General features: G+C 62.3%; 14 protein-coding genes. 3 read left to right on the top strand and 11 right to left on the bottom strand.

What is annotated here, in order from left to right; translation table 11 throughout:
• Nucleotides 1-30: 30 nt before the first annotated feature.
• The 9 genes from Q5H92_RS08305 to Q5H92_RS08265 all read right to left on the bottom strand — a co-directional run bounded on the left by Q5H92_RS08305 (nucleotide 31) and on the right by Q5H92_RS08265 (nucleotide 16353).
• On the bottom strand, nucleotides 31-945 hold the full coding sequence (locus Q5H92_RS08305; protein WP_305011043.1) for a carbohydrate kinase family protein: 915 nt from the start codon (nucleotides 943-945) through the stop codon (nucleotides 31-33).
• 167 nt (nucleotides 946-1112) lie between these two features.
• On the bottom strand, nucleotides 1113-2429 hold the full coding sequence (locus Q5H92_RS08300) for a sugar porter family MFS transporter (RefSeq protein ID WP_369811129.1): 1317 nt from the start codon (nucleotides 2427-2429) through the stop codon (nucleotides 1113-1115).
• 201 nt (nucleotides 2430-2630) lie between these two features.
• On the bottom strand, nucleotides 2631-4361 hold the full coding sequence (locus tag Q5H92_RS08295) for a RagB/SusD family nutrient uptake outer membrane protein (RefSeq protein ID WP_305011041.1): 1731 nt from the start codon (nucleotides 4359-4361) through the stop codon (nucleotides 2631-2633).
• A 97-nt stretch (nucleotides 4362-4458) separates the two neighbouring features.
• A complete protein-coding gene (locus Q5H92_RS08290; RefSeq protein WP_305011040.1) occupies nucleotides 4459-7617 on the bottom strand; it encodes a SusC/RagA family TonB-linked outer membrane protein in 3159 nt (1052 codons plus the stop codon).
• A gap of 252 nt (nucleotides 7618-7869) precedes the next feature.
• Nucleotides 7870-10659 carry a substrate-binding domain-containing protein gene (locus Q5H92_RS08285; RefSeq protein WP_305011039.1) on the bottom strand — a complete coding sequence of 930 codons (2790 nt, stop codon included), beginning with the start codon at nucleotides 10657-10659 and terminating at the stop codon, nucleotides 7870-7872.
• 350 nt (nucleotides 10660-11009) lie between these two features.
• The gene (locus Q5H92_RS08280) at nucleotides 11010-12341 is read right to left on the bottom strand and encodes a DUF2254 domain-containing protein (RefSeq protein ID WP_305011038.1); all 1332 of its coding nucleotides are present in this window, start codon (nucleotides 12339-12341) and stop codon (nucleotides 11010-11012) included.
• Nucleotides 12342-12503: 162 nt separating this feature from the next.
• A complete protein-coding gene (locus Q5H92_RS08275; RefSeq protein WP_305011037.1) occupies nucleotides 12504-13331 on the bottom strand; it encodes an alpha/beta fold hydrolase in 828 nt (275 codons plus the stop codon).
• Complete coding sequence (locus Q5H92_RS08270) at nucleotides 13328-13978, bottom strand: hypothetical protein (RefSeq protein WP_305011036.1); 651 nt, start codon at nucleotides 13976-13978, stop codon at nucleotides 13328-13330. The genes Q5H92_RS08275 and Q5H92_RS08270 overlap by 4 nt, the downstream gene beginning before the upstream one ends.
• Nucleotides 13979-14073: 95 nt before the next feature.
• A complete protein-coding gene (locus Q5H92_RS08265) occupies nucleotides 14074-16353 on the bottom strand; it encodes an aconitate hydratase (RefSeq protein ID WP_305011035.1) in 2280 nt (759 codons plus the stop codon).
• Between the two features lie 237 nt (nucleotides 16354-16590).
• On the opposite strand from Q5H92_RS08265, the gene Q5H92_RS08260 reads away from it, so the two are divergent.
• Nucleotides 16591-17919, top strand: a complete 1329-nt coding sequence (locus tag Q5H92_RS08260) for a peroxiredoxin family protein (RefSeq protein WP_305011034.1) — start codon at nucleotides 16591-16593, stop codon at nucleotides 17917-17919.
• 143 nt (nucleotides 17920-18062) lie between these two features.
• Complete coding sequence (locus tag Q5H92_RS08255) at nucleotides 18063-18935, top strand: universal stress protein (protein ID WP_305011033.1); 873 nt, start codon at nucleotides 18063-18065, stop codon at nucleotides 18933-18935.
• Nucleotides 18936-19087: 152 nt separating this feature from the next.
• Here the strand turns inward: Q5H92_RS08255 and Q5H92_RS08250 are convergent, their stop codons facing one another.
• Nucleotides 19088-20491 (bottom strand): cytochrome P450, encoded by a 1404-nt coding sequence (locus tag Q5H92_RS08250; RefSeq protein WP_305011032.1) that lies wholly within the window; start codon nucleotides 20489-20491, stop codon nucleotides 19088-19090.
• 151 nt (nucleotides 20492-20642) lie between these two features.
• Here Q5H92_RS08250 and Q5H92_RS08245 point away from each other — a divergent pair, with 151 nt between their 5' ends.
• Nucleotides 20643-20939: a hypothetical protein gene (locus tag Q5H92_RS08245; RefSeq protein WP_305011031.1), complete on the top strand. Its 297-nt coding sequence runs from the start codon at nucleotides 20643-20645 to the stop codon at nucleotides 20937-20939.
• A gap of 181 nt (nucleotides 20940-21120) precedes the next feature.
• On the opposite strand, the gene Q5H92_RS08240 is transcribed toward Q5H92_RS08245, so the two are convergent.
• Complete coding sequence (locus Q5H92_RS08240) at nucleotides 21121-22128, bottom strand: polyprenyl synthetase family protein (RefSeq protein WP_305011030.1); 1008 nt, start codon at nucleotides 22126-22128, stop codon at nucleotides 21121-21123.
• Nucleotides 22129-22282 lie beyond the last annotated feature (154 nt).

Raw genomic sequence — 22282 nt, 5'->3', positions numbered from 1 at the left:
GCGCGGACTCGCAGAGTCCACGCTACAGGCTTATGCCACGGCAGCCGTCATCAGCGCCCGCACATCAGCCTCCGCAAAGGCCGGCGTGGCGCCCTGGTGCGTGGCCACCAGCGCCCCGGCGGCACAGGCGAAACGCAACGCCGCCTCGGGCGCGTGGCCGGTGAGCCAGCAGCGCAGCAGCGCGGCCAAGAAGGCGTCGCCGCTGCCGATGGTATCCTGCACCTGCACGGGCACGCCGGGCGTGCGGTAGAGCTGGTTGTTGGCCCAGAGCATGGCGCCGTCGGCGCCGCAGGTCACGCACACCACCTGCAGGTCGAAGCGGGTGACAAGCCACTGCATAGCGGCGGCATCGTCGGTTTCGGCCCCGAACCAAGCCATGATTTCGGCCAGCTCGTGGTGGTTCATTTTCACCATGTTGGCTTTGCCCAGCAGGTACTTCACCACCTCGCGGGTGTAGTGCGGCGGGCGCATGTTCACGTCGAACACCTTGAATTTGGCGGTTTCGAGCAGGCGGTAGAGGGTTTCGCGGGTGCCGGCCTGCCGGGCGGCCAGGCTGCCAAACACGAAGGCATCGGCGGTGGCCGCGGCGGCTTCCACGTCGGCGTCGAAGTGGATGTAGTCCCAGGCCACGGGCTGCACTATCTTGTAGGTCACCTCGTTGGCGTCGTCCACGTTGGCCTTCACCACGCCGGTGAGGTGGGTTTTGCCCTGCTGGATGAGGCTGGTGTCCACGCCTTTCGACGCCACGAACTCAACCAGCTCGGTCCCCAGCTCGTCGTCGCCCACGCGGCTGATGAAGCGCACGGGCAAGCCCAGCTGGTGCAGGTGTACGGCCACGTTGAAGGGCGCGCCGCCCGGCTGCTTGCCGGTGGGCAGAATGTCCCAGAGAATTTCGCCGAAGCAGGCAATAATTGGGGACTTGGGGTCTTGAGGAATTGTAGACATGGTGAGGGAGCTTTTTTAGAACGTCATGCAGAGCGCAGCGAAGCATTTTTACTGCGCAACGCAATTCAAGAAAGTAAAAGTTAGTGATAGCAGTAAAGATGCTTCGCTGCGCTCTGCATGACGTGCAGGATTAATGTACCGAACTACACGGTTTGACCGACGTTCAATCAATGCAGCACCAGCACCTTATCGGCTTCTTCCAGCGTCTTGCCCTTGGTTTCGGGCATCAGCTTCCACACGTAGAGCAGTTGCAGCACCATCATGCCGCAGAAGAAGGCGAAAGTGTTGCCGCCGCCCAGCGCCTCGGTCAGCTTGGGGAAGATGAAGGTGATGAGCGCCGCCAGCACCCAGTGCGTACTCGAACCCAGCGCCTGCCCCTTGGCCCGCACCGCCGAGGGGAAAATCTCGGAAATAAACACCCAGATAACCGCGCCCTGCGAGAAAGCGAAGAAGGCAATGTAGCCGAACAGCAGTACCGGCACCGCCTCAAACTGCTGCGTGTAGAAGGCCCGCGCCACCAGCCCCAGCGTCAGAATCAGCCCCACGGAGCCCACCAGCATCAGCCGGCGCCGGCCAAACCGGTCGATGATATTCACGGCCAGCAGCGTGAAGCAGAAGTTCACCAGCCCGATGCCGGCCGACGACAGCAGCGCCGCGCTCTGCCCGCGCCCGGTCATCTCGAAAATGCGCGGCGCGTAGTAAATGATGGCGTTGATGCCCGCCAGCTGGTTGAAGGCGGCGAAGAGGATGGCCAGCAGCACCGGCCGGCGGTACTGCGGCGCCCACAGCGACTCACCCGGACCCTGCTCGGCCGCGTTGGCCACCAGAATGGTGCTGATGTTCTCGTCGGCCGTGGCCGGGTCGATGCGCGCGAACACGGCGCGGGCGTCCTCGGTGCGGCCGTGGCGCAGCAGCCAGCGCGGGCTTTCCGGGATACGGAACAGCAGGAGGAAGAAGGCGATAGCCGGCACCGCCTGCACGCCCAGCATCCAGCGCCAGGCGTCGGGACCGATGTCGCGCAGCAGGAAATTGCTCAGGTAAGCCAGCAGGATGCCGAACACCACGTTGAACTGAAACATGCCCACCATGCGGCCCCGCGAGGCCGGCGGCGACACCTCCGAGATATACAGCGGCGCCGTGACCGACGAGGCCCCCACCCCCAGCCCGCCCAAAAAGCGGAACACCATAAACGGCACCCAGCTCGGCGACAAGGCCGCGCCCACCGCCGACACCAGATAGAGCACCGCAATCCAGACCAGGGTGCCGCGCCGGCCCAGCGCATCACTCGGCACGCTGCCGAAGATGGCGCCCAGCACGGTGCCAATCAGGGCGATGGACATGGTGAGGCCGTGCTCGTAGGCGCTCAGGCCCCACAGCTTCTGAATGGACTCTTCGGCCCCGGAAATCACGGCCGTGTCGAAGCCGAACAGCAGGCCGCCCAGCGCCACCACTATCGACCAGAAGAATACGTTGCGGTTTTTCACAAGCGGATGTTTTAGAGGGTAGAACGATTGATTGTTAACGAATTGAAGTAACGAGTTTTTAGGTAAAAAGCACGTCATGCAGAGCGCAGCGAAGCATCTTGCCCGCCATCACTAAATCATGTCGTTGCAGCGATTGAGTTACTGCCACGGGCAAGATGCTTCGCTGCGCTCTGCATGACGTGCTTAATTTTCAGGCCTCCCCTACCAGCCCGGGTTCTGCTGATAAAGCCCTTTGGTGAAGTTGATTTGATTCTGCGGGATGGGCAGGTACTCGTCGCGGCCGCGGGTGAAGCGGGCGTCCTGCAGGTACTGGCGCTTGGTTTTTTCCTGGTTGAGGTAGGTGGTCAGGTAGTCGGCGGCGATGCCCCAGCGCACGAGGTCGAAGAAGCGGTTGCCTTCCATGGCCAGCTCCAGGCGGCGCTCGTAACGCAGGGCCTGGCGGGCGTAGGCCTGCGTCCAGTTGGTGCTGGGGTAGAGGCCGATGCGGTAGTTGGAGGTGGGCAGGCCGGTGCTCTGGCGCAGCAGGCCGGTGCTGTTCTGGGCGCGCTGGCGAATCTGGTTGATGAGGGGCAGCGCGTCGGCAGCGCGGTTGAGCTCAATCAGGGCCTCGGCCTTCCAGAGCAGCACGTCGGCGTAGCGGATGATGGCCCAGTTCTTCGAGCTGCTCATGAACGGCGGCTCCTTCTGGAAGCTCGGGTCGTTCGGCCCCACGTTCTCCTTCATCGACATAAAGTAGCCGTAAATGCCCGGCACCCGCACCCAGGCTTGCTGAAACACGAAGCCCGGGTCGTACTTCCACGGGTGGCCGGGGATGGCCACCGTGTGGTCGAGACGCGGGTCCACGCTGTTCACCGTGAAGTCGACGCCGCTCACCAGGTCGCCGCTGGTGTTGAAGGTGGTGAACAGCGGCAGGCCGTTGGCGTCGGTTTTGAAGGAGTTCACTAGGTTCTGGCTGGGCTGGTGGAAGCCGCAGCAGCCAAACTCGGCATTCATGGGGTAGTTCAGCTTGTTGCCCTGCTGAATACGGCCCTTCGGCGTGCCGTCATTTTTGGAAAACTGGATGGCGAAAACCGACTCCGCGCCGTTGTCGTGGTTCGACTGAAAGTTGTTGGCGAAGTCCGGGTACAGCGAGTAGCGGCCCGAGTTGATGACCTCATCCGTGAGGCGCACCACTTCCTGCAGCTTGGCCTGGTCCACGCCGGTCACCTGGTGGCTGGCGTCCTGCGTGTAGGCCTGAAATAGCAGGGTTTTGGCCAGGTAGGCCTTGGCGGCCAGCTGGTTGGCGCGGCCCACTTCGGGCTGGTTGGCGGGCACGTTGGCGACGGCGAACTGGAAGTCGGCGGCAATTTTGTCCCACAGCTGCTGGCTGCTCAGGGCCACGTTCGACACGTTGCCGTACTCGGCCACGTCCACCGTTTCGTCGATGTAGGGCACGCGGTCAAACAACTCCTTCAGGATGAAGTAGAAGTGCCCGCGCAGGAAGCGCATTTCGCCCTGGCGCACCTTGCGATTGGGCATGGTGGCGTCGGAAATGGCGTTAAGGCGGCGCAGGGCGTCGTTGGCGCGGCCGATGCCGATGTAGAGGCGGAACCACACCTCGTCGGTGTTGCCGATGTCGGGCCGGTTGTAGCTGAAGGTTTCGTAGAAGTGGAAGGCGTCCACGTCGCCGGTGCCGCCGCCGCCCTTGTAGGCGTCGCCGGCCCGCAGGTTACCGTAGGGCCACAGCGAAGTGTAAGGCGCCGTGAAGCCGTCGTTGCCCAGGGCCGAGTAGGCGGCGATGCACTGCTTGTCAATGTTTTCCGCCGTGTTAATCTGCTCGTCGCTGATGGCGCCGCGCGGCGGTACGTCCAGAAATTCCTTGTCGTTGCAGGAAGTAGCGAGGCCCAGCGTGAGCAGCGAGCAAGCCAGGGCGAAGTGTTTAAACGTTTTCATGGTTAGTAGCGAGTATTGAGTATTAAGTAGTAAGTAATTAGTAGCAGGCATTGGACACTGTCTCAATACCCACTACTAATAACTCACTACTAATGGCTTAGAAGGAAATATTGAGGCCCGTGGTAAACGTGACCGGAATGGGGTAACCGAAGGTTTGCACTTCGGGGTCGGGGGCGGTGTAGGCGCCGTCGCCTTTCTTCTGGTAGAAGGCCAGCAGGTTCTGGCCCTGCACGTAGACGCGCGCCTGCGTCATGCGCAGCTTGCTAATCAGGCCGGCGGGCAGGCTATAGCCGAGCTGCACGTTGCGCAGCTTCAGGTAGGAGCCGTTTTCGAGGAAGTAGGTGGAGGTGCGGCCCTCGTTGTTGTTGTTGATGAGCGACACGGCCGGGATGTTCGAGTCGGGATTGCCGGGCGTCCAGGCGTCGAGGGTGCGCTGGCCCCAGTTTTCGCCCGAGGTCAGCGACGAGAAGTCGGTGCGGAACTTGGTGTCGCTGTACACCTGCAGGCCCTGCACGCCCTGCAGAAACACCTGCACGTCAAAGCCTTTGTAGCTGGCACCCAGGTTCAGGCCGTAGATGAAGTCGGGGTTGCCGTTCGAAATCCAGGTCTGGTCCTTGGCGTCGATTTTGCCGTCGTTGTTCAGGTCCTGGTAGCGGATGCGGCCCAGGCCCTTGCCGGTTTGGGCGGGCGAGTTGGTCACCTCCTCGGCCGTGCGGAACAGGCCGTCCGTCACGTAGCCGAACACCGAGCCGATGGAGCGGCCCAGAATGGTCTGGTCCTGGCCGTTGCCGCCGTAGGCGTTCACGGCCGCGGCCGGCAGGTAGGTCACCTCGTTGCGGTAGCTGGAAAGGTTGCTGGAGATATTGAACGCCAGGTCGTTGCGCAGCTTTTTCTGGTAGTTGAGCAGGAATTCCCAGCCCTTGTTGCGTAGCGAGGCGCCGTTGATGAACTGGCCGCCGCCCTCGCCCACCACGGCCGGGTACGGCAGGTTCACCAGAATGTCCTTGGTGTTTTTCACGAAGTAGTCGACCGAGCCCGAGAGCTGGTTTTCCAGGAAGCCGAAGTCCACGCCCACGTTGGTCTGGGTGGTGGTTTCCCACTTCAGCCGGTCGTTGCCCTGCTGGAAGCGCTGGAAGCCCGAGGGCAGCAGGCCGCTCTTGTTGCCGTTGATGTCGTAGGCCGTGCCGGTGTCGGGGTCCCAGGTGGGGTCTGAGCCGTAGTTGGGGCGGTATAGGCTACGGGCGGCGTTGTAGGCAATGTCCTGGTTACCCGTCTGCCCCCAGCCGGCGCGCAGCTTGAAATCCGACACAAACCGGGCGTTGTCCTTGATGAAGCCTTCCTCGCTCAGGCGCCAGCCCGCCGACACGGCCGGGAACAAACCAAACTGGTTGTCCTTGCCGAAGCGCGACGAGCCGTCGCGGCGCAAGGTGGCCGAAACCAGGTATTTATCGGCAAACGAGTAATTGATTTTGCCGAAGTACGAGGCCAGCCGGTAGGCCGACGAGTAGCCGCCGTTGTTCTGCACGCCGGTGCCGGCGTCGAGGTACATGAAGTTGGGGTCGGTGATGGCAAAGCCGGTGCGCGTGGCAAAGGTTTCCTCGTAGTCGTAGCTGATGCGCTCGGTGCCGGCCAGGAAGTCGATTTGGTTGCGGCCCAGCGTCAGGTTGTAGCTCAAGGTGTTCTGCCACACCCAGTTGCCAAATACGCGGCTGGTGTTGCTCACCCGGCTTTCGGGGTTGTTGAGGTAGCCCGACTTGTAGGGCTTGTACATGCCCCGGAAGGTGAACAGGTTGTAATCGAGCCCGAAGCTGCTGCGCAGGTGCAGGCCCTTCACCACCTCCAAATCGGCGAAGAAGTTGCCAAAAGCGCGGTTGTTATAGGCCTTGTTCTGGCGGTTGTCTTCCAGGATGCGGACCGGGTTGTTACGGTCGGCAATGCCCGACACGGGGCCGCCCCAGCCCACGCCGTCCACGGTGTGCACCGGCACGATGGGCAGGCTGAGCACGGCCAGGCCGCGGGCCTGCCGGTCTTCGCCGTAGGTCTGCATGTTGCGCACCAGCGTCAGGTTTTCGCCCACCTTCAGCCGCCCGCCGAAGAAGTTGTAATCGGAATTGATGCGCCCCGTAAAGCGCTCAAATTCAGAATACTTAATCACGCCATTGTTGTCGAAGTAGTTCAGCGACACCAGCGCGCCGCCTTTCTCGCTGCCGGTGCTCAGGTTCAGGTTGTAGCTCTGCGCCAGCGAGTTCTGCTGAATCTCGTTGAACCAGTTCGTGTCGGCCGCGCGCTGGGTCTGGTCGGGGCCAATGAACTCGGGCACGATGACGCGGTCGAGCACCGGCCGGCCGCTGGCGTCGTTGTGCTGCTGGTAGGTGTATAGCTGGGTGGGCGGCGTCACGCCGTCGTTGATGGCAGCCTGCCACAGCACCCGGCCGTACTGCTCGGTGTTCAGCAATTTGGGCTGCTTGCCGGGCCCCTGGAAGGTGAAAAAGGTGTTGAAATCGACCTTGTTCACGCCCTTCTTGGCGCGCTTGGTGGTGATGATAATCACGCCATTGCCGGCCCGCGAGCCGTAGATGCTGGCCGCCGAGGCGTCCTTCAGCACCTGAATGCTCTCGATGTCGTTCTGGTTAATCTGGTTGATGCCGTCCTTCGTGGGGATGCCGTCGATGACGTACAGCGGGTCGTTGTTGCCCAGCGTGCCGATGCCGCGGATGCGCACCGATACGTTGCCGTCGGGCGCGCCGTCGGTGACGATGTTCACGCCCGGCACGCGGCCCTGCAGGTTGCGGGCCACGTTGTTAGAGGGCAGGTCCTTCACCTCGTCCACCTTCACCACGGCCACGGCGCCGGTCAGGTCGGCCTTCTTCTGGGTCTGGTAGCCGGTCACCACAATTTCGTCGAGCGCGGCGGCGTCGGTGGCCAGCTGCACCGCGAAGGTGGCCTGCGTGCCCACCGCAATTTCCTGGGTTTTGTAGCCCACGAAGGACAGCACCAGCGTGGCATTGTCGGGCGCGGTGAGGGCAAAGCTGCCGTCGGGGCCGGTGGTGGTGCCCAGCGACGTGCCCTTCACGAGCACGGTCACGCCGGGCAGGCCAGCGCCGTTTTCATCGGTCACGCGGCCCGTGAGGGGGCGGTCGGCGGCGGGCGCCAGGGCGGCCGGGTGGGCGGCGGGCGCCTCCGTGGCCAGGGCCGGGCCGCCGGCCAGCAGCGCCACCAGCGCCGCCTGCGGGAGAGTGGATAGTAGTTTGTTCATGCGATTTTGAGTGGGATTGAAAGAGCAGGAATCGTTTGCAGCGCCCGGCGTCGAAAAGCCGGCCGCTGATTGATGACCCAAATGTCCGCCGCCCCCCGGCGGAGGACTTGCTCAATCCTCTCAAAAACGTTTACTATCCGTTCATCCCTTCAAAATAGAATCAAACTACTGATTAACAAATAATTAATAAATCGCAAACGTTTGGGGAAAGCCCGCCGCTTACACTCTCGTTACCTGGCTTTCACTATCCGTTCATTCCACCGGCGTGGTGTGCAGGGCCCGATACTCGGACGGCGAAATCTGGTAACGTCCCTTGAAGCTGGTGGAGAAGTAGGAAGGCGAATTGAATCCCAGCTGGTAGGCCACCTCGGCAATGGTGAGCGAATCGTCGAGCAAAAGCTGCCGCGCTTTGGTGAGACGGATGCTCTGCACGAAGTCCGTGGGGCTGGTGCCGAGCACGGCCTTCACCTTGCGGTAGAGCTGCACCCGCGAGATGCCCAGGCTGCGGGCCACGTCCTCCACGCTCAGGTCGGCGCGGTCGAGGTTGGCTTCGATGATGGCGGTGAGGTCGGCCAGGAATTTCTGGTCGACGCGCTGGGTGGGGGCCACGGTGGCGGTGTCCACGCTCAGCTCGCGGCGGAAATGCTCGCGCAGCCGGTCGCGGTTGCCGAGCAGGGTGCGCAGGCTTTCGAGCAGGAAGGTGGGGTTGAAGGGCTTGGTGAGGTAGAGGTCGGCGCCGGCCTGCACGCCCTCCACCTGCTGCTCGGGGGCCGAGCGGGCCGTGAGCAGCACGATGGGAATGTGCGAGGTGCGCCAGTCGCCCTTGAGTTGGGCCACCACTTCCAGCCCGCTGATTTCGGGCAGCATCACGTCGCACACGATGAGGTCGGGAATCAGCTCGGCGGCCAGGCGCAGGCCGGTGCTGCCGTCCAGGGCGGTGTGCACCTGGAAGTGCGGCCGCAGCTTCTGGGCCAGGAAGGCGTTCACCTCCTCGTTGTCCTCAATCACCAGCACCAGCGCGTCGCGCCCCTCGCCGGTGGCAAAGCCGGCGGCCGGCGCTTCGGCCACGGCCGGCGGCGGGGCGGTCACCATTTCCTCGTCCTGCGCCAGGCCCGGCGCCACGGGCAGGGCCGCGGCCGGCGCCAGCATTCCGGCCGGAAGCGTGCGCGGCAAGGTCACCACGAAGGTGCTCCCCTGCCCCGCCTGGCTGGTGAAAGTCAGCTGGCCTTGGTGCAAGCGCGTGAGCCCCAGCGCCAATGCCAGCCCCATGCCCGAGCCCTGCGCCCCCGGCTGCTGCCCCTGGTAAAACCACTCGAAAATGTGGGCCCGGTCCTGCTCGCTGATGCCACGGCCGGTGTCTTCCACGCTCACGCGCACGCTGTTTTCGGCCGGCACGGGCTGGAGGCTGACGGTAATCTGGCCACGCTCGGGCGTGAATTTCAGGGCGTTGGCCAGCAGGTTGAACAGCACCTTGTCGAGGATGTTTACATCGAAAGGCAGCGTCATCACCGGCTCGGCGGGCAGGAAGCGCAGGGCCACGCCCTTCTGCCGGGCGGGCTTCTCGAAGGCGTCGAGGATGTCGCGCACGAAGGCCACGAGGTTGCCCTCGGTGGCGCGCACGGGCATCTTGCCCACGTCGATTTTGCGGAAGTCCATGAGCTGGTTCACCAAGCGCAGCAGGCGCTGGGCGTTGCGGCGCACCAGGCCCAGGTCGTGGCGGTGGGCGGCGGTGAAGTCGGCCCCGCTGGTCAGCATTTCCTCCACTGGCCCCAGAATGAGGGTGAGCGGCGTGCGCAGCTCGTGCGAGAAGTTGGTGAAGAAGCGCAGCTTGGCCTCGGTCTCGACCTTGGCTTGCTCGGCAAACTCCTGAATCTGGTTGCGCTGGGAGCGGATTTCGTCGTTCTGCCCGGCCAGCACCCGCGTGATGCGGCGGTTGGCGCGCAGGGCCCGCCACACCAGCAGGGCCAGCGCGGCGGCGGCCAGCAGCGCCCCGGCCAGCACGTAGAGCACCGTTTGCTGGCTGGCGTAGGTGTCGCGCTGCTGCTGCAGCAGCCGCTGCTGCCGCTGAATGTCCTGCTGCTGGGCAGCCAGCTGCTCGGTTTGCATCTTCATGGTCAGCACGTTGGTCGAGTCGATGACCATCGTGCCCAGCACGTTTTCCTTGGCGTAAGGCCGGCGCTGCAAGATGTTCATGGCCGTGCGAATGGCCTCCTCGCCGCCCGGCGGGTAAAGCAGCGTGGCCGTGAGCACGCCGTCCTGCACGAACTGGATGCCGCCCTGCGGCCCCGACAGTCCGTCAACGCCCACTACCCGGATGCGGCGGTCCAGGCCCAGCTGCTTGCACACCTGGTAGGCGCCCAGGGCCATGCGGTCGTTGTGGGCAAAAATCAGGTTCACCTCGGGGTGAGCGCGCAGCACGCGGGGCAGGTTCTGCACCACCGAGGGCCGTTTCCAGTCGCCCTGCACCTGCGCCACCAGGCGGATGCCGGGGTAGGCGGCCAGCGCGGCAGCCAGGCCCCGGTGGCGGTCCACGGCCGGCGAGGCGCCGGCCAGGCCCTGAATTTCCAGCACGTTGCCGCGCCCGTCGAGCAGATTACCGATGTAGCGGCCGGCGGCGCGGCCCACTTCCAGGTTGTTGCCGCCCACGTAGGCGGTGTAGAGCTTGGAAGTAGTGCGGCGGTCCAGTATCACCACCGGAATACCGCGGTTGAAGGCTTCCTCCACCACCGGCGTCACCGGCTCGGCCTCATTAGCCGACACGATGAGCAGGTCGATACCCTCCCTGAGAAACTCGCGAATCTGCTGCTGCTGGCGGCGGCTGTCGTCGCGGGCGTCCTTGAGCCGGAACGTGACGTTGGGGTAGAAGCTCAGCTCCTTTTGCATGCCCAGCAGCATGGCTTTGCGCCAGGCGTCGCCGGTGGTGCACTGCGAAAAGCCGATGACGTAGTGCGGCGGCGCGGCCGCGGCGGCCCCGGCCGGCCACAGGCTTCCCAGCAGCACCCATGCCGTCAACCAGCAAATAATTCGAAACGCATTGTTCATGCAGACACAGTAAAACCAGCGAAGCAATGGCTGCTACTGATTCACTTGTGATTATCAGGCAGCCGGACAACAAATTTAATGCATCGGCCGGCTGTTGGCGGCGGCTGGTTTTTGGCTTTCGGCGGTGCCTGCGGGCTTTACCGATTAAAGGCCTCAATCGTGCTTTTGCCCACTCACTCGCGCCCTTTTGTGGTTACAAGGCTCTTGCCTGAACGATGTAGGGGCGGGGCTTGCCCCCGCCCGGACGCCTGCGCCGTCTCAATCACACTGCGCCGTCTCAATAATTTCGTTCAACGTCCGGGCGGGGGCAAGCCCCGCCCCTACGTCGTTCATGGTTTATCGCCCTTTTCTCAATCAACCAGCGCTTTTCCTACCGCCTGATGCCGCTCGCGCACCTGGGCCAGCTCGTATTCCACCTCGATGTGGCTTTCGGCGGCTTCCAGCACCAAATCGGCCTGCTGGCGCAGGGCCTGGCGGTAGTCGGCGCGGCGGGTGTGGCCCGCCACCGTGCCCAGCGCGGCCAGGATGCGCAGGTAAATGGCCAGGTCGTTGGCCGCGTTGGCCCGAATCTGGTCGAAGGCCGTGGCGAGGTAGCTGGCGAAAGCCGGGGCCAGGGCGATGACGCGCACCCGACCCTCCTCGGCCCGGAGCGGGTCGCCGAGGTGGCGCTCGGCCAGCAGGGCCAGCACGTCGCCCAGCCAGTCGAGGCAGGTCACGGCTCGGCTCAGGTCGCTCACGCCCGGCGAGAGCGATTTCAGGGCAATGTCCACCAGCTGGCGCACCCCAAAAGCCACGTCCTGGTCCAGCGTACGCTGGTTGCCGATGAGGTAGCACTCGTTGAGGCGCGTGGCGATGGCCGCATCCAAGGTGAGGGGCTGCCCATCGGCGTAGCTGGCCACCGACACCAGCGCCGTGCCCCGCGTCACGAAGCTGCCCAGGGCCAGCTCCATGCGCACCACCGCGTTGGTTTCGCGGGCGAAGGCCAGCAGCTCGTCGTTATTAATCCCCTGCACGTAGCCCGACTCCTGCGCCGCCACGGGCCGCCAGCGCAGGGCGTGGGTGGCGGCCAGGGCGGCTTCCTCGGCGGGCGTGGCGTCGTCGCCCAGCTTCTTGGGAAATAGGCGGCCAATGGCTACCTGGGTTTCCTCGGCCACCCCGGCAATGACGTTGGCCGCCTGAATGGACGTGGCAATGTGATGGATGAAGAATATCAGCATCCCGATGCTCACCAGCGCCAGCACCAGCCCAAACGCTACCGCAATGCCCGGCACGAAGTTCACTTCATCGCCGTCGCGGATGGTGCGCAGCACCAGCAGGCAGTACACGAAAATGCTCACGAAGGAGCCCATCACCACCTGGTTGCTGCGGTCGCGCATGAAATTGCGCAGCAGCCGCGAGGTAAACTGGCTGGCCACCTGCGCCAGCGTGGAGAGCGTGAGCGAAAAAATCAAACCCGCCACCGTAATCATCGAGCCCGCGATGGCCGAAAGCATCCCCCGCGCGCCCGACACTCCCGCCCCAAAAATCAGCGGGTGCCGCCGCTCCCACTCCCGGCCCAGCGTGGAGCTGTCGTCGAGGTGCACCAGGCCGTAGGCGGCCAGCACGGCCCCCAGCACCATGAGGGCGGGCACAAACCACAGGCTGGAATTCAGGTCCAGCCACCAGCGTTGCAGGCGGCTCATGGGCGCGGGCCGGGGCTACTAGTGGGCGCGGCGAGGCTTTGAAAATGGGGCATCGGGCAGAGCAGGCAATGATGAGTTTTTGCCTACGCACCAGCTTCGGCTGGGGTTCAACGGCCCGCGCGGGCCCACCGGGTGCCCGGTTAGCCTCCCGTGCTTCACTACTTACCGCGCCGGGGGCAGCACCTTCTTTGCTTGAAAAAACGCATCCGTTTTCCGGTTGAATTCCTCCGCGTGCTCCTGCAGCGTGGCGTGGCCGCTGTCCGGCACTATCCAGAGCCAGGCGCGGGGCAGGGCGCGGTAGATGGCTACCGTATGCTCGGGCCGAATCACATCCTGGTCGCCGGCAATGATGAAGGCCGGCACCCGCACGCGCCTAAGCGCCGCGAGCGGAATGTTGGGCTGAAACACATCCAGGCAGAATACCTTCCAGTCATTCTTCCGCTTAGGGTCGGTGAACGTGACGTTCTTGTTTTCCTGGTAGCCGCGCTGCTGCTGCCGCCACAGGCCCGGCATCAGCGCCGTGGAATCGGGCCAGAGGTTGGCGCCGGTGGCCACCAGCCACTTCACCTTTTCGGGGTGCCGCATCGCCAGCACCAGCGCGTTGATGCCGCCGTCGCTCCAGCCCATCACGTACGCCGAATCAATGCGCAGGCTGCTAAGCAGGCCTGCAAAGTCGTCAGCCATCATCTCGAAGCTCAGCGAGTCGCTGGCGTCCACGGACTGGCCGTGGGCGCGGCTGTCTACGGCGATGACGCGGTAGCCCCGGGCGAAATAGGGAATGTTCTTCGCCCAGGCCGAGATGTTGTCGCCGTTACCATGAATCAGGAGCAGCGGCGGGCCCTGGCCGTAGGTTTCGTAGTAGAGCTTCACGCCGCGCACCAGTTGGTAGTGCCCGGCGACGGGGTTGTGGCCGTAGGGAATGGCGGCGGGTTGGGCGAGGGCGAAGAGTTGCGAGAGAATTAGGAAGAACAGAAGTAAGTAGGCTTTCATAATTGCTTCCGACGCTCCACCTTCAATCCATCGATTTTATCAGTGCCTAACATCACTGCTATATCGTGTATTGAACCAATAGATAGAATAATTGGGCCAATAAACTCTTCCTGTTTAATCAGCAATCTAAATTCTCTTTGATACTTATAATAATCGGGTTTCTTAAATAATGACCAATTGCCTTCGTATTCTTCTAGGTTTTGGTATTGCACAGGCTCATACAACAATTTCATATTGAGAGTTGATGCAGCCTGATTTACTCGACTTATGAACTCTGGAACATTATGTAAAATCACACAACTGTCTCCAAAATTCTTGCATCTCTCATCCACCTTTATTTGGCTTAAATCATCAACTACTTTTAACCCATACATCGAATAGATATTACCTACAGGGTTATCTTCATGCATGGTAATCTTACCTCTTTCAGCTTTTGCAATGACAATTCCATTATGAGCAATGTCAATATTAATCATCCGCTGCATCGAAAGCGCTGATTCATATTTATCACCTCTTAAACCAGAATCCTCTATTCGCACAAATTCGCTTATATGATTCATGTATAGCACTCCATCGTCATACAATTGCTGCATATGATGTTTTGCACCAAACTTGATTAGGGCGAACAATTCAACGGACGATTCCATACCGAAACAGTTGTTTGTGAAAATAAATATAATCAAAACGGCCGCCCCGGTTTCCCGAGGCGGCCGTTTTAACTTAAGCTACTGGCTGATGGCAATTACACCGTCTGGCCAGCTTCTTTCAGGCGAATCAGGTTCAGGGCTGAGCCGGCTTTGAACCACTCAATCTGGCCCTCGTTGTAGGTGTGGTTGAGGGTGATAAGGTCGGTGTCGCCGTCGGCGTGGTGCAAGCGGGCCTGCAGGGGCTGGCCGGGCGTGAAGGTGGTCAGGCCGAGGATGTCGATGGTGTCGCCTTCCTCAATCAGGTCGTAGTCGGCCTTGTTGGCGAAGGTGAGGCCGAGCATGCCCTGCTTTTTCAGGTTGGTTTCGTGGATGCGGGCGAAGCTCTTCACAATCACGGCGCGCACGCCGAGGTGGCGGGGCTCCATGGCGGCGTGCTCGCGCGAGCTGCCTTCGCCGTAGTTCTCATCGCCGATTACCACGGTGCCTACGCCGGCGCTCTTGTACGAGCGGGCCGACTGCGGCACGGTGGTGTAGCCGTCGCCCTGCACCGCGAAGTTGCGCACCGAGTTGGCCTCGCCGTTGAAGGCGTTGGTGGCTCCGATGAGCATGTTGTTCGAGATGTTGTCGAGGTGGCCACGGTATTTCAGCCACGGGCCGGCCATCGAAATGTGGTCGGTGGTGCACTTGCCCTGGGCCTTGATGAGCAGGCGCAGGCCCATCAAATCGGTGCCTTCCCAGGCCTTGAAGGGCTCGAGCAGCTCCAGACGGTCCGAAGTAGGGTTCACTAGCACCTGCACGCCGCTGCCATCTTCGGCGGGTGCCTGGAAGCCGGCATCCTCCACGGCAAAGCCTTGCGGGGGCATTTCCACGCCCATCGGCTCGTCGAATTTCACGGGGCCGTTGGAGCCCTGGAGGGTATCGGTGAGGGGGTTAAAGGTCAAATCACCAGCGATGGCGAAAGCCGTCACGATTTCGGGCGAGGCCACGAAAGCGTGGGTGTTCGGGTTGCCGTCGTTGCGCTTGGCAAAGTTGCGGTTGAAGCTCGTGATGATGGAGTTGCGGCGCTTGGGGTCGTCGGTGTGGCGGGCCCACTGGCCGATGCACGGACCGCAGGCGTTGGCCAGCACCACGCCGCCCATGTCGGCAAAGGTGTCGAGGAGGCCGTCGCGGGCCACGGTGTAGCGCACCAGCTCCGAGCCGGGCGTAATGGTGAACTCCGCGTTTACCTTCAGGCCTTTGTCAACCGCTTGCTTGGCGATGCTGGCGGCGCGGGTGATGTCCTCGTACGAAGAGTTGGTGCAGGAGCCAATCAGGCCCACTTCCAGCTTCTCGGGCCAGCCGTGCTCTTTCACGGCGGCGGCGAACTGCGAGATGGGCCAGGCGGCATCCGGCGTGAACGGGCCGTTCACGTAAGGCTCCAAGGTGTTGAGGTCGATTTCGATGAGCTGGTCGAAGTAGCGCTCGGGCTGGGTGTACACCTCGTCGTCGGCGCGCAGGTGCTGGCGCACGGCGGCGGCGGCTTCGGCAATTTCGGCGCGGCCGGTGCCGCGCAGGTAGTCACCCATTTTCTCGTCGTAGGCAAACACCGAGGTGGTGGCGCCAATCTCCGCGCCCATGTTGCAGATGGTGCCTTTGCCGGTGCAGCTCAGGCTTTCCGCGCCCTCGCCGAAGTACTCCACGATGGCGCCGGTGCCGCCCTTCACGGTCAGGATGCCGGCTACTTTCAGAATCACATCCTTGGCCGAAGTCCAACCGTTCATCTTGCCGGTCAGCTTCACACCGATGACTTTCGGGAATTTCAGCTCCCAAGCCATGCCGGCCATCACATCCACGGCATCGGCGCCTCCCACGCCGATGGCCACCATGCCCAGGCCGCCCGCGTTGGGGGTGTGCGAGTCGGTGCCAATCATCATGCCGCCGGGGAAGGCGTAGTTTTCGAGCACCACCTGGTGGATGATGCCAGCGCCGGGCTTCCAGAAGCCGATGCCGTATTTATTGGATACCGAGGCCAGGAAGTCGTACACTTCCTTGTTTTCGGAGTTGGCTTCGGCCAGGTCGGCGGTGGCGCCGTCTTTGGCCTGAATGAGGTGGTCGCAATGCACAGTGGAGGGCACGGCGGCCGTGGCCTTGCCGGCCTGCATGAACTGGAGCAGCGCCATTTGGGCGGTGGCGTCTTGCATGGCCACGCGGTCGGGGGCGAAATCGACGTAAGAAACGCCGCGCTCATAAGCCTGCTTTACTTCGCCACCGTAGAGGTGGGCGTAGAGAATTTTCTCAGTGAGTGTGAGCGGGCGTGCCACGGCGGCGCGGGCCGCCTCGATGCGGGAACCCATGCCGGCATACACCGAGCGAATCATTTCCAGGTCGAAAGCCATAGGATGCGTGTTATAATAAGAGTGGTTGCGCAAATGTAGCACTCCCGGGAAGTTGGACCTAGCCCAAATGCGCAGATGCGGGTTTTGAGAAGATTAACGTGGGTTGTGGTGGTTGCGTTCGGTTGCGGCACAGGGCCGGATTTCCGCAGAGCGCGCGGAGGCAGGCGCAGTGGCGAACGGCAACCTATTGGCGCGGGTGGCGGTTGTGGAGCTTCTGTTTGCATTTTTGCGCTTACCATGAAATCAACTTCCCTTTCCTTGCTGGCCGCGGCCACGCTGGGCCTCGGCCTTGCCGGCTGTTCTTCTAACTCTTCTTCCACCGAAACGGCGGCCACTGGCGGCACTTCGGCGGCGGCCCCGGTGCTCACGCCCGGCCCCTGGCGCGGCGTGCTGGCCGCGCAGGGCCAGGAAATCCCGTTTCTGTTTGAGGTAAAAACAGAAGCTGGCAAGCCGGTGGTCTACCTCATCAACAAGGGCCTGAACGGTGAGGAGCGGCTGCGCTGTGAGGAAATCGCCTCGGCCGGCGACTCCACCACCATCCGCATGCACGCCTTTGATGCCGCGCTGGTGGTGCGCGCCGACGGCGCCAAAAAGTTGAAAGGCACATGGGTAAAGTACGATACCAAGGACCCGTACCGGGTGCCGATGACGGCCACGGCGGGGGCACAGGAACTGTTTCCAACTGCGCAATCGACCGAAAAGGCGGGTAACTTCGGCGGTACCTGGCGGGCTACTTTTGCTGATGGTGCCGACAGCTACCCGGCCACGGGCGTATTCACCCAGCAGGGCAACAAGCTGACGGGCACCTTCCTCACCACCACCGGCGACTACCGCTACCTCAGCGGCACGGTGAGCGGGCAGAAAATGATGGTCAGCACCTTCGACGGCAGCCACGCCTTCCTGTTCACGGCTCAGAACGGGCCGAAGGAGCCCGTCGACATCACCAAGGAATACGCGCCCAACACGCTGTTTGGCGACTTCTACGCCGGCAAATCGGGCCACGAAACCTGGACGGCCGTGCCCGACCCTAAAGCTAAGCTGCCCGATGCCGACACCCTCACCTACCTCAAAAAGGGCGAAAGCCGGCTGAATTTTAAGTTCCCGAACGTCATCGAAGGCGGCAGTATCTCCCCTACCGACCCCAAGTATCGGGGCAAAGTGGTGGTGCTGCAGGTGCTGGGCTCCTGGTGCCCCAACTGCATGGACGAAACCAACTTCCTGGCACCCTGGTACGAGAAGAACAAGGCGCGCGGCGTCGAAATCATCGGCTTGGGCTACGAACGCAGCGGAGACTATAAGGTATCGGCCGCCAAGCTGCGCAACATGCGCGAACGGTTCCGAATCGGCTACGATGTGGCCTTTGCCGGGGTCAGCAACAAGGATTCAGTAGCCAAGTCGATGCCACAGCTGGCGAAGTTTCTGGCTTTTCCGACCACCATTTTCCTCGATAAGAAGGGCAACGTGCGGAAAATTCACACGGGCTTCGCGGGGCCGGGTACGGGCAAGTACTACGAAGAAGAAATGGCCGGCTTTGAGCAGACCGTGAACAAGCTGCTGAAGGAGTAGTGGCCGGGAAAGATGAAGGCTAGATGAATAAGGTGAATTGCTAAACAGATGGTTAGCTCTTGCACCTGGTTTTACGTAAGCATAGTGCGGGCAGTGCTTCTGCCTTCGTTCATCCCTTCCATTTCCTCACTCTCCCCTCCCCCATGAAAAACATTCTGGTTCCGACTGATTTTTCGACCGAGTCGCATCATGCCTTTGAAGTAGCGCTGCAGCTGGCCAAACAAACGGCCGGCCGCGTCACGCTGCTGCACGTGCTGGAATCGCCCGAGGCAACCACGGCCAATTTCAGCACCTACGGCGGGCCCGTCAACGGCAGCGAGTTGCCCAACAGCGACGGCGGCATCGACCAGCTTTTCTTCGTCAAGCTGATGGAAGCCACCAAGGGCCGGATGCACCGCCTGCGCACCGAAGCCGCCGCCCTGGCCCCGGACGTGGACGTGGAAGACGGCGTGGAAGTGGGCCGCATTGGCGACGGCATTCTGCAAGCCATCGAGCGCCACGGCGCCGACTTGGTGGTAATGGGTGCACAGGGCCACGGGGCCATGGAAAACTTCTTCGTGGGCTCGAATACCGAGCGGCTGGTGCGGCTGGCCAACGTGCCGGTGCTGGCCGTGAAGCACCCGCAGCCTCACTTTGCAGTGCGCACCATCGTATTCCCCTCCGACTTTACGGAAGAAGCTACAGGCGCCATTGCGGGCCTGCAGCAGGTGCGGGCGGCTTTCCCCGATGCCACCGTGCACCTGCTGCACGTGGCCAGCGGCACCGACACTCCGGCCACGCAGCAACACCAGCAGGCTTTTGCTCAGCACGCCCAGCTCACCAATTTCCAGACCGGCACCGTTTCGGCCGCCAGCACCAGTGCCGGCATTGAGCAATACGCCAAGCAGGTGCAGGCCGACCTGGTGGTCATTCCCACCCACGCCCGCACCGGCCTCAGCCGCTTCCTGAACACCAGCATTGCCGAAACGGTGGCCACCCACGCCTTCCCGCCCGTGCTGACGTACCACTTGGCTTAGAAGTTGAAGCCGTTCAGAAAACCGGCTCGCCAAATGTAGAGACGCATACTTGCGTCTTTACGCCGTTTTTGCAGCTTTTTGAACAGCTTCACTGAATGGATTTCTGAAAAAAAGAAGAATCCCCGAAGCGCCACTTTGGGGATTCTTCTTTTTTAACGCAGCCGCAGCTGCACCCGAAAGTCTCCTTTGGGCCGCAGGGTGATGAGGGGCTGCATCGTCACCGGACGCTGCCCGGCCACCCACTCAATCTCGAACAGCCGCAGCAACTCCAGCGTCACGAGTTGCATCTCGGTGAGGGCGAACTGCATGCCGATGCACAGGCGCGGCCCACCGCCGAAGGGTATGTAGGCGTTGGCCTGCACCGGGCGGGCCTGGCCGGGCGCGAAGCGGCTGGGCCGGAACTGCTCGGGCTCGGGCCAGTACTTGGGGTCGTGATGCAGGCCGTGGAAGTAGAGCGAAAACAGCGTGCCCTTCGGGATGTGCAGGCCCTGATACTCGTCGTCGGCCAGGGCCACGCGGTCCACCATCCAGGCGGGCGGGTAGCGGCGCATGGTTTCCTGCACGGCGTGCAGGGCCCGGCCCAGGCGCGGCAGGTCTTCAAAAACCGGCTTCCGTCCGGCTAATACCGCGTCCATATCGGTGCGAATGGCGGCGGCCTCCTGCGGGTGGTGGGCCAGCAGGTAGGTGAGCCAGGTGAGGGCGTTGGCGCTGGTTTCGTGGCCGGCAATGAGCAGGATGAGGGCCTCGTCGAGCACGCGCTCGGGTGTCATCGGCTCGCCGGTGTCTTCGTAGCGCACATCGAGTAGCATCTGCAACAGGTCGTCGGGCGGGGTGGCGTGGGGCTGGGCATTGTCGCGCTGGCGCTGCGCAATGAGGTTGCCCAGCAACTCGCGCAGCTCGGTGGCCAGCGCATCGTGATACTTGAACCGGCCCCGAAAGTGGAACCACGGCTTGAGGTAGGGCTGCCGGATGGAGCGCACGAAAAACGCCTGAATCTCGGTAATGAGCCGCGCCAGCCGGTCCAGCTCCGCCTCCGGAAAGTTGGTGCTGAACACCGAGCGCGCGATGATGCGGAACGTGAGCCGAGTCATTAATTCGTGCACTTCCACGGTGGTGGCGCCCTCATTTGCTTGCGCCCGGGCCACCAGCGGCGCCAGCGTCTCACTGGTGATTTCCTGCATCAGGCCCGTGAGGGCGGCCACGCGCTGCCGGTGGAAGCCGGGCTGAATAAGCCGGCGCTGCCGCAGCCAGTCGGGCCCGTCGTTGGTGAGCAGGCCGTGGCCGATGTAGCGCGAGAAGCCCCGCGTAAACTTCGATTTGGCGTAGTTGCGGTTGTTTTTCTGGAGGATGTGCTGCGTCAGGCCGGGGTCGCGGGTGAGGATGCTTTTCTCCACCCCGCCGATGTAAAGCTCTACCGTGTCGCCGTAGTGTGCCAGTGTGTCGTTGAGCACCGGCAGCGGGTCTTTGGCCAGCGCGAAGGAGCGCAGCAGGGAGCGCCAGCGCGGCAGCCGGGGGAGGTGAAACGGGCTTTCGGCGGCGTTTTCGGGTGCTTTCATGTTAATTGATTTCACGGCCCGCAACGCGCCGGCTTCCCAAAAATACCACCCTGCCGGAGCGGGCCCATCTTTTTTCGGTTCGGCCGCGTAAAGCCGAAACGGGCCCCACGGCCCAGCATCTTTCTTTTCTTTCCTCCAACACCCTTTCCCTATGTGGATTCAGCAAAACCCCAGCTCGCCCGCTCCGCTCGCCGATTTGCAAGGCCGCGCCGTCGGCCTCAAGTTTGAGTGCACCAAGTGCCACACCGAAGTCTTCACCGACCTCATCGGCGTGCCCGCCCCCAACGACCAGGCCGACTCGCCCGCGCACGCCGACAACCACGAAATCGAGGAAATCAAGTGCCCCGGCTGCGAAATGACCCACTCGCTGGAAGTCGACAGTTCGTTTGATGGCGTGACGTTCAAGGTGAGCGACGCGAAGGCAGTGAGCTACCAGGTGGCGGAATAGGACCACGGATTCGCTCGGATTTTTCGGATTTCACGGATTTTGTGGACGGCTATCGTGCTGTTTCGCAACGAGTGCATTTAGAAATGAAACAGGCCGCCTTATAAGGCGGCCTGTTTCATTTGACGTTGTCAGAGCATCCACAAAATCCGTGAAATCCGAAAAATCCGAGCGAATCCGTGGTCTATTTTTCCCGCTCAATCGTGTAGTTAATCAACTCCTCCAGCGACGTGCGGCTGGGCGATTCCGGGAAGGTGTGCAGGATTTCCAGCGCGTCGTCGCGGTATTTTTTCATCGTATTGATGGCGTAGTCCAGCCCGCCCGATTTCTTCACGAACTCAATCACCTGCTGCACCCGGTCGCGGTGGCCGTCGTTGTTTTTCACGTTGAAAATCACCTTGCGCTTTTCCAGCCAAGACGCGTGCTGCAGGGCATAAATCAGCGGCAGCGTCATCTTTTTTTCCTTGATGTCGATGCCCACCGGCTTGCCGATTTCGGCCGTGCCGTAGTCGAACAAGTCGTCCTTAATCTGAAAGGCGATGCCGACCTTTTCGCCGAATAAGCGGGCCCGCTCAATCGTCTCCTTATCGGCGCCCACGGAGGCCGCGCCTACCGCCGTGCAGGAGGCAATGAGCGAAGCCGTTTTCTGCCGGATGATATCGAAATAAACGTCTTCGGTGATGTCGAGCTTGCGGGCTTTTTCGATTTGGAGCAGCTCGCCTTCACTCAGCTCGCGCACGGCGTTGCTCACGATTTTCAGCAGGTCGAAATCGTCGTTTTCGAGCGAGAGCAGCAGGCCGCGCGACAGCAGGTAGTCGCCCACGAGCACGGCAATCTTGTTCTTCCACAGCGCGTTGATGGAAAAGAAGCCGCGGCGGTAGTTGCTTTCGTCCACCACATCGTCGTGCACCAGCGTGGCGGTGTGCAGCAGCTCGATGAGTGCCGCGCCGCGGAAGGAGGCGTCGGGCAGCGGGGCGGTGGTGGCGGGCTCGGGGCGGGTGGCGCGGGCCGTGAGAAACACGAACATGGGCCGGATTTGCTTGCCCTTGCGCTTCACGATGTAGCCCATTATCTTGTCGAGCAGCAGCACTTTGGTGCGCATCGACTGGCGGAACTTGTGCTCAAACTCTTCCATTTCGGCCGCAATGGGCACCTGAATCTGGTCGAGGGAGAAAGTGGGTTGTTGGGGCATTGCGCCAGCAATGATACGGCAGACGGGGTGGATTTGTGGGTTAGCGAAGGAAAACAGCCCGTCATGCCGGGCGCAGCCGAGGCATCTCGGTTGTGGTAGTAATTCAATCGATGAAACGGTTTTGATTACTTCGGCACGCGAGATGCCTCGGCTG

Source organism: Hymenobacter mellowenesis, from assembly GCF_030581005.1.
GTDB classification, from domain to species: domain Bacteria; phylum Bacteroidota; class Bacteroidia; order Cytophagales; family Hymenobacteraceae; genus Hymenobacter; species Hymenobacter mellowenesis.
The sequence above is the reverse complement of the archived record's forward strand: the minus strand, read 5'-3'. Positions and strand labels throughout refer to the sequence as shown.

Coding starts and splice junctions, on each gene's coding strand:
- Q5H92_RS08255 (WP_305011033.1), top strand. CDS start 18,063: ATGAAAAACATTCTGGTTCCGACTGATTTTTCGACCGAGTCGCATCAT.
- Q5H92_RS08265 (WP_305011035.1), bottom strand. CDS start 16,353: ATGGCTTTCGACCTGGAAATGATTCGCTCGGTGTATGCCGGCATGGGT.
- Q5H92_RS08290 (WP_305011040.1), bottom strand. CDS start 7,617: ATGAACAAACTACTATCCACTCTCCCGCAGGCGGCGCTGGTGGCGCTG.
- Q5H92_RS08240 (WP_305011030.1), bottom strand. CDS start 22,128: ATGCCCCAACAACCCACTTTCTCCCTCGACCAGATTCAGGTGCCCATT.
- Q5H92_RS08270 (WP_305011036.1), bottom strand. CDS start 13,978: ATGGAATCGTCCGTTGAATTGTTCGCCCTAATCAAGTTTGGTGCAAAA.
- Q5H92_RS08250 (WP_305011032.1), bottom strand. CDS start 20,491: ATGAAAGCACCCGAAAACGCCGCCGAAAGCCCGTTTCACCTCCCCCGG.
- Q5H92_RS08305 (WP_305011043.1), bottom strand. CDS start 945: ATGTCTACAATTCCTCAAGACCCCAAGTCCCCAATTATTGCCTGCTTC.
- Q5H92_RS08280 (WP_305011038.1), bottom strand. CDS start 12,341: ATGAGCCGCCTGCAACGCTGGTGGCTGGACCTGAATTCCAGCCTGTGG.
- Q5H92_RS08275 (WP_305011037.1), bottom strand. CDS start 13,331: ATGAAAGCCTACTTACTTCTGTTCTTCCTAATTCTCTCGCAACTCTTC.
- Q5H92_RS08260 (WP_305011034.1), top strand. CDS start 16,591: ATGAAATCAACTTCCCTTTCCTTGCTGGCCGCGGCCACGCTGGGCCTC.
- Q5H92_RS08285 (WP_305011039.1), bottom strand. CDS start 10,659: ATGAACAATGCGTTTCGAATTATTTGCTGGTTGACGGCATGGGTGCTG.
- Q5H92_RS08295 (WP_305011041.1), bottom strand. CDS start 4,361: ATGAAAACGTTTAAACACTTCGCCCTGGCTTGCTCGCTGCTCACGCTG.
- Q5H92_RS08245 (WP_305011031.1), top strand. CDS start 20,643: ATGTGGATTCAGCAAAACCCCAGCTCGCCCGCTCCGCTCGCCGATTTG.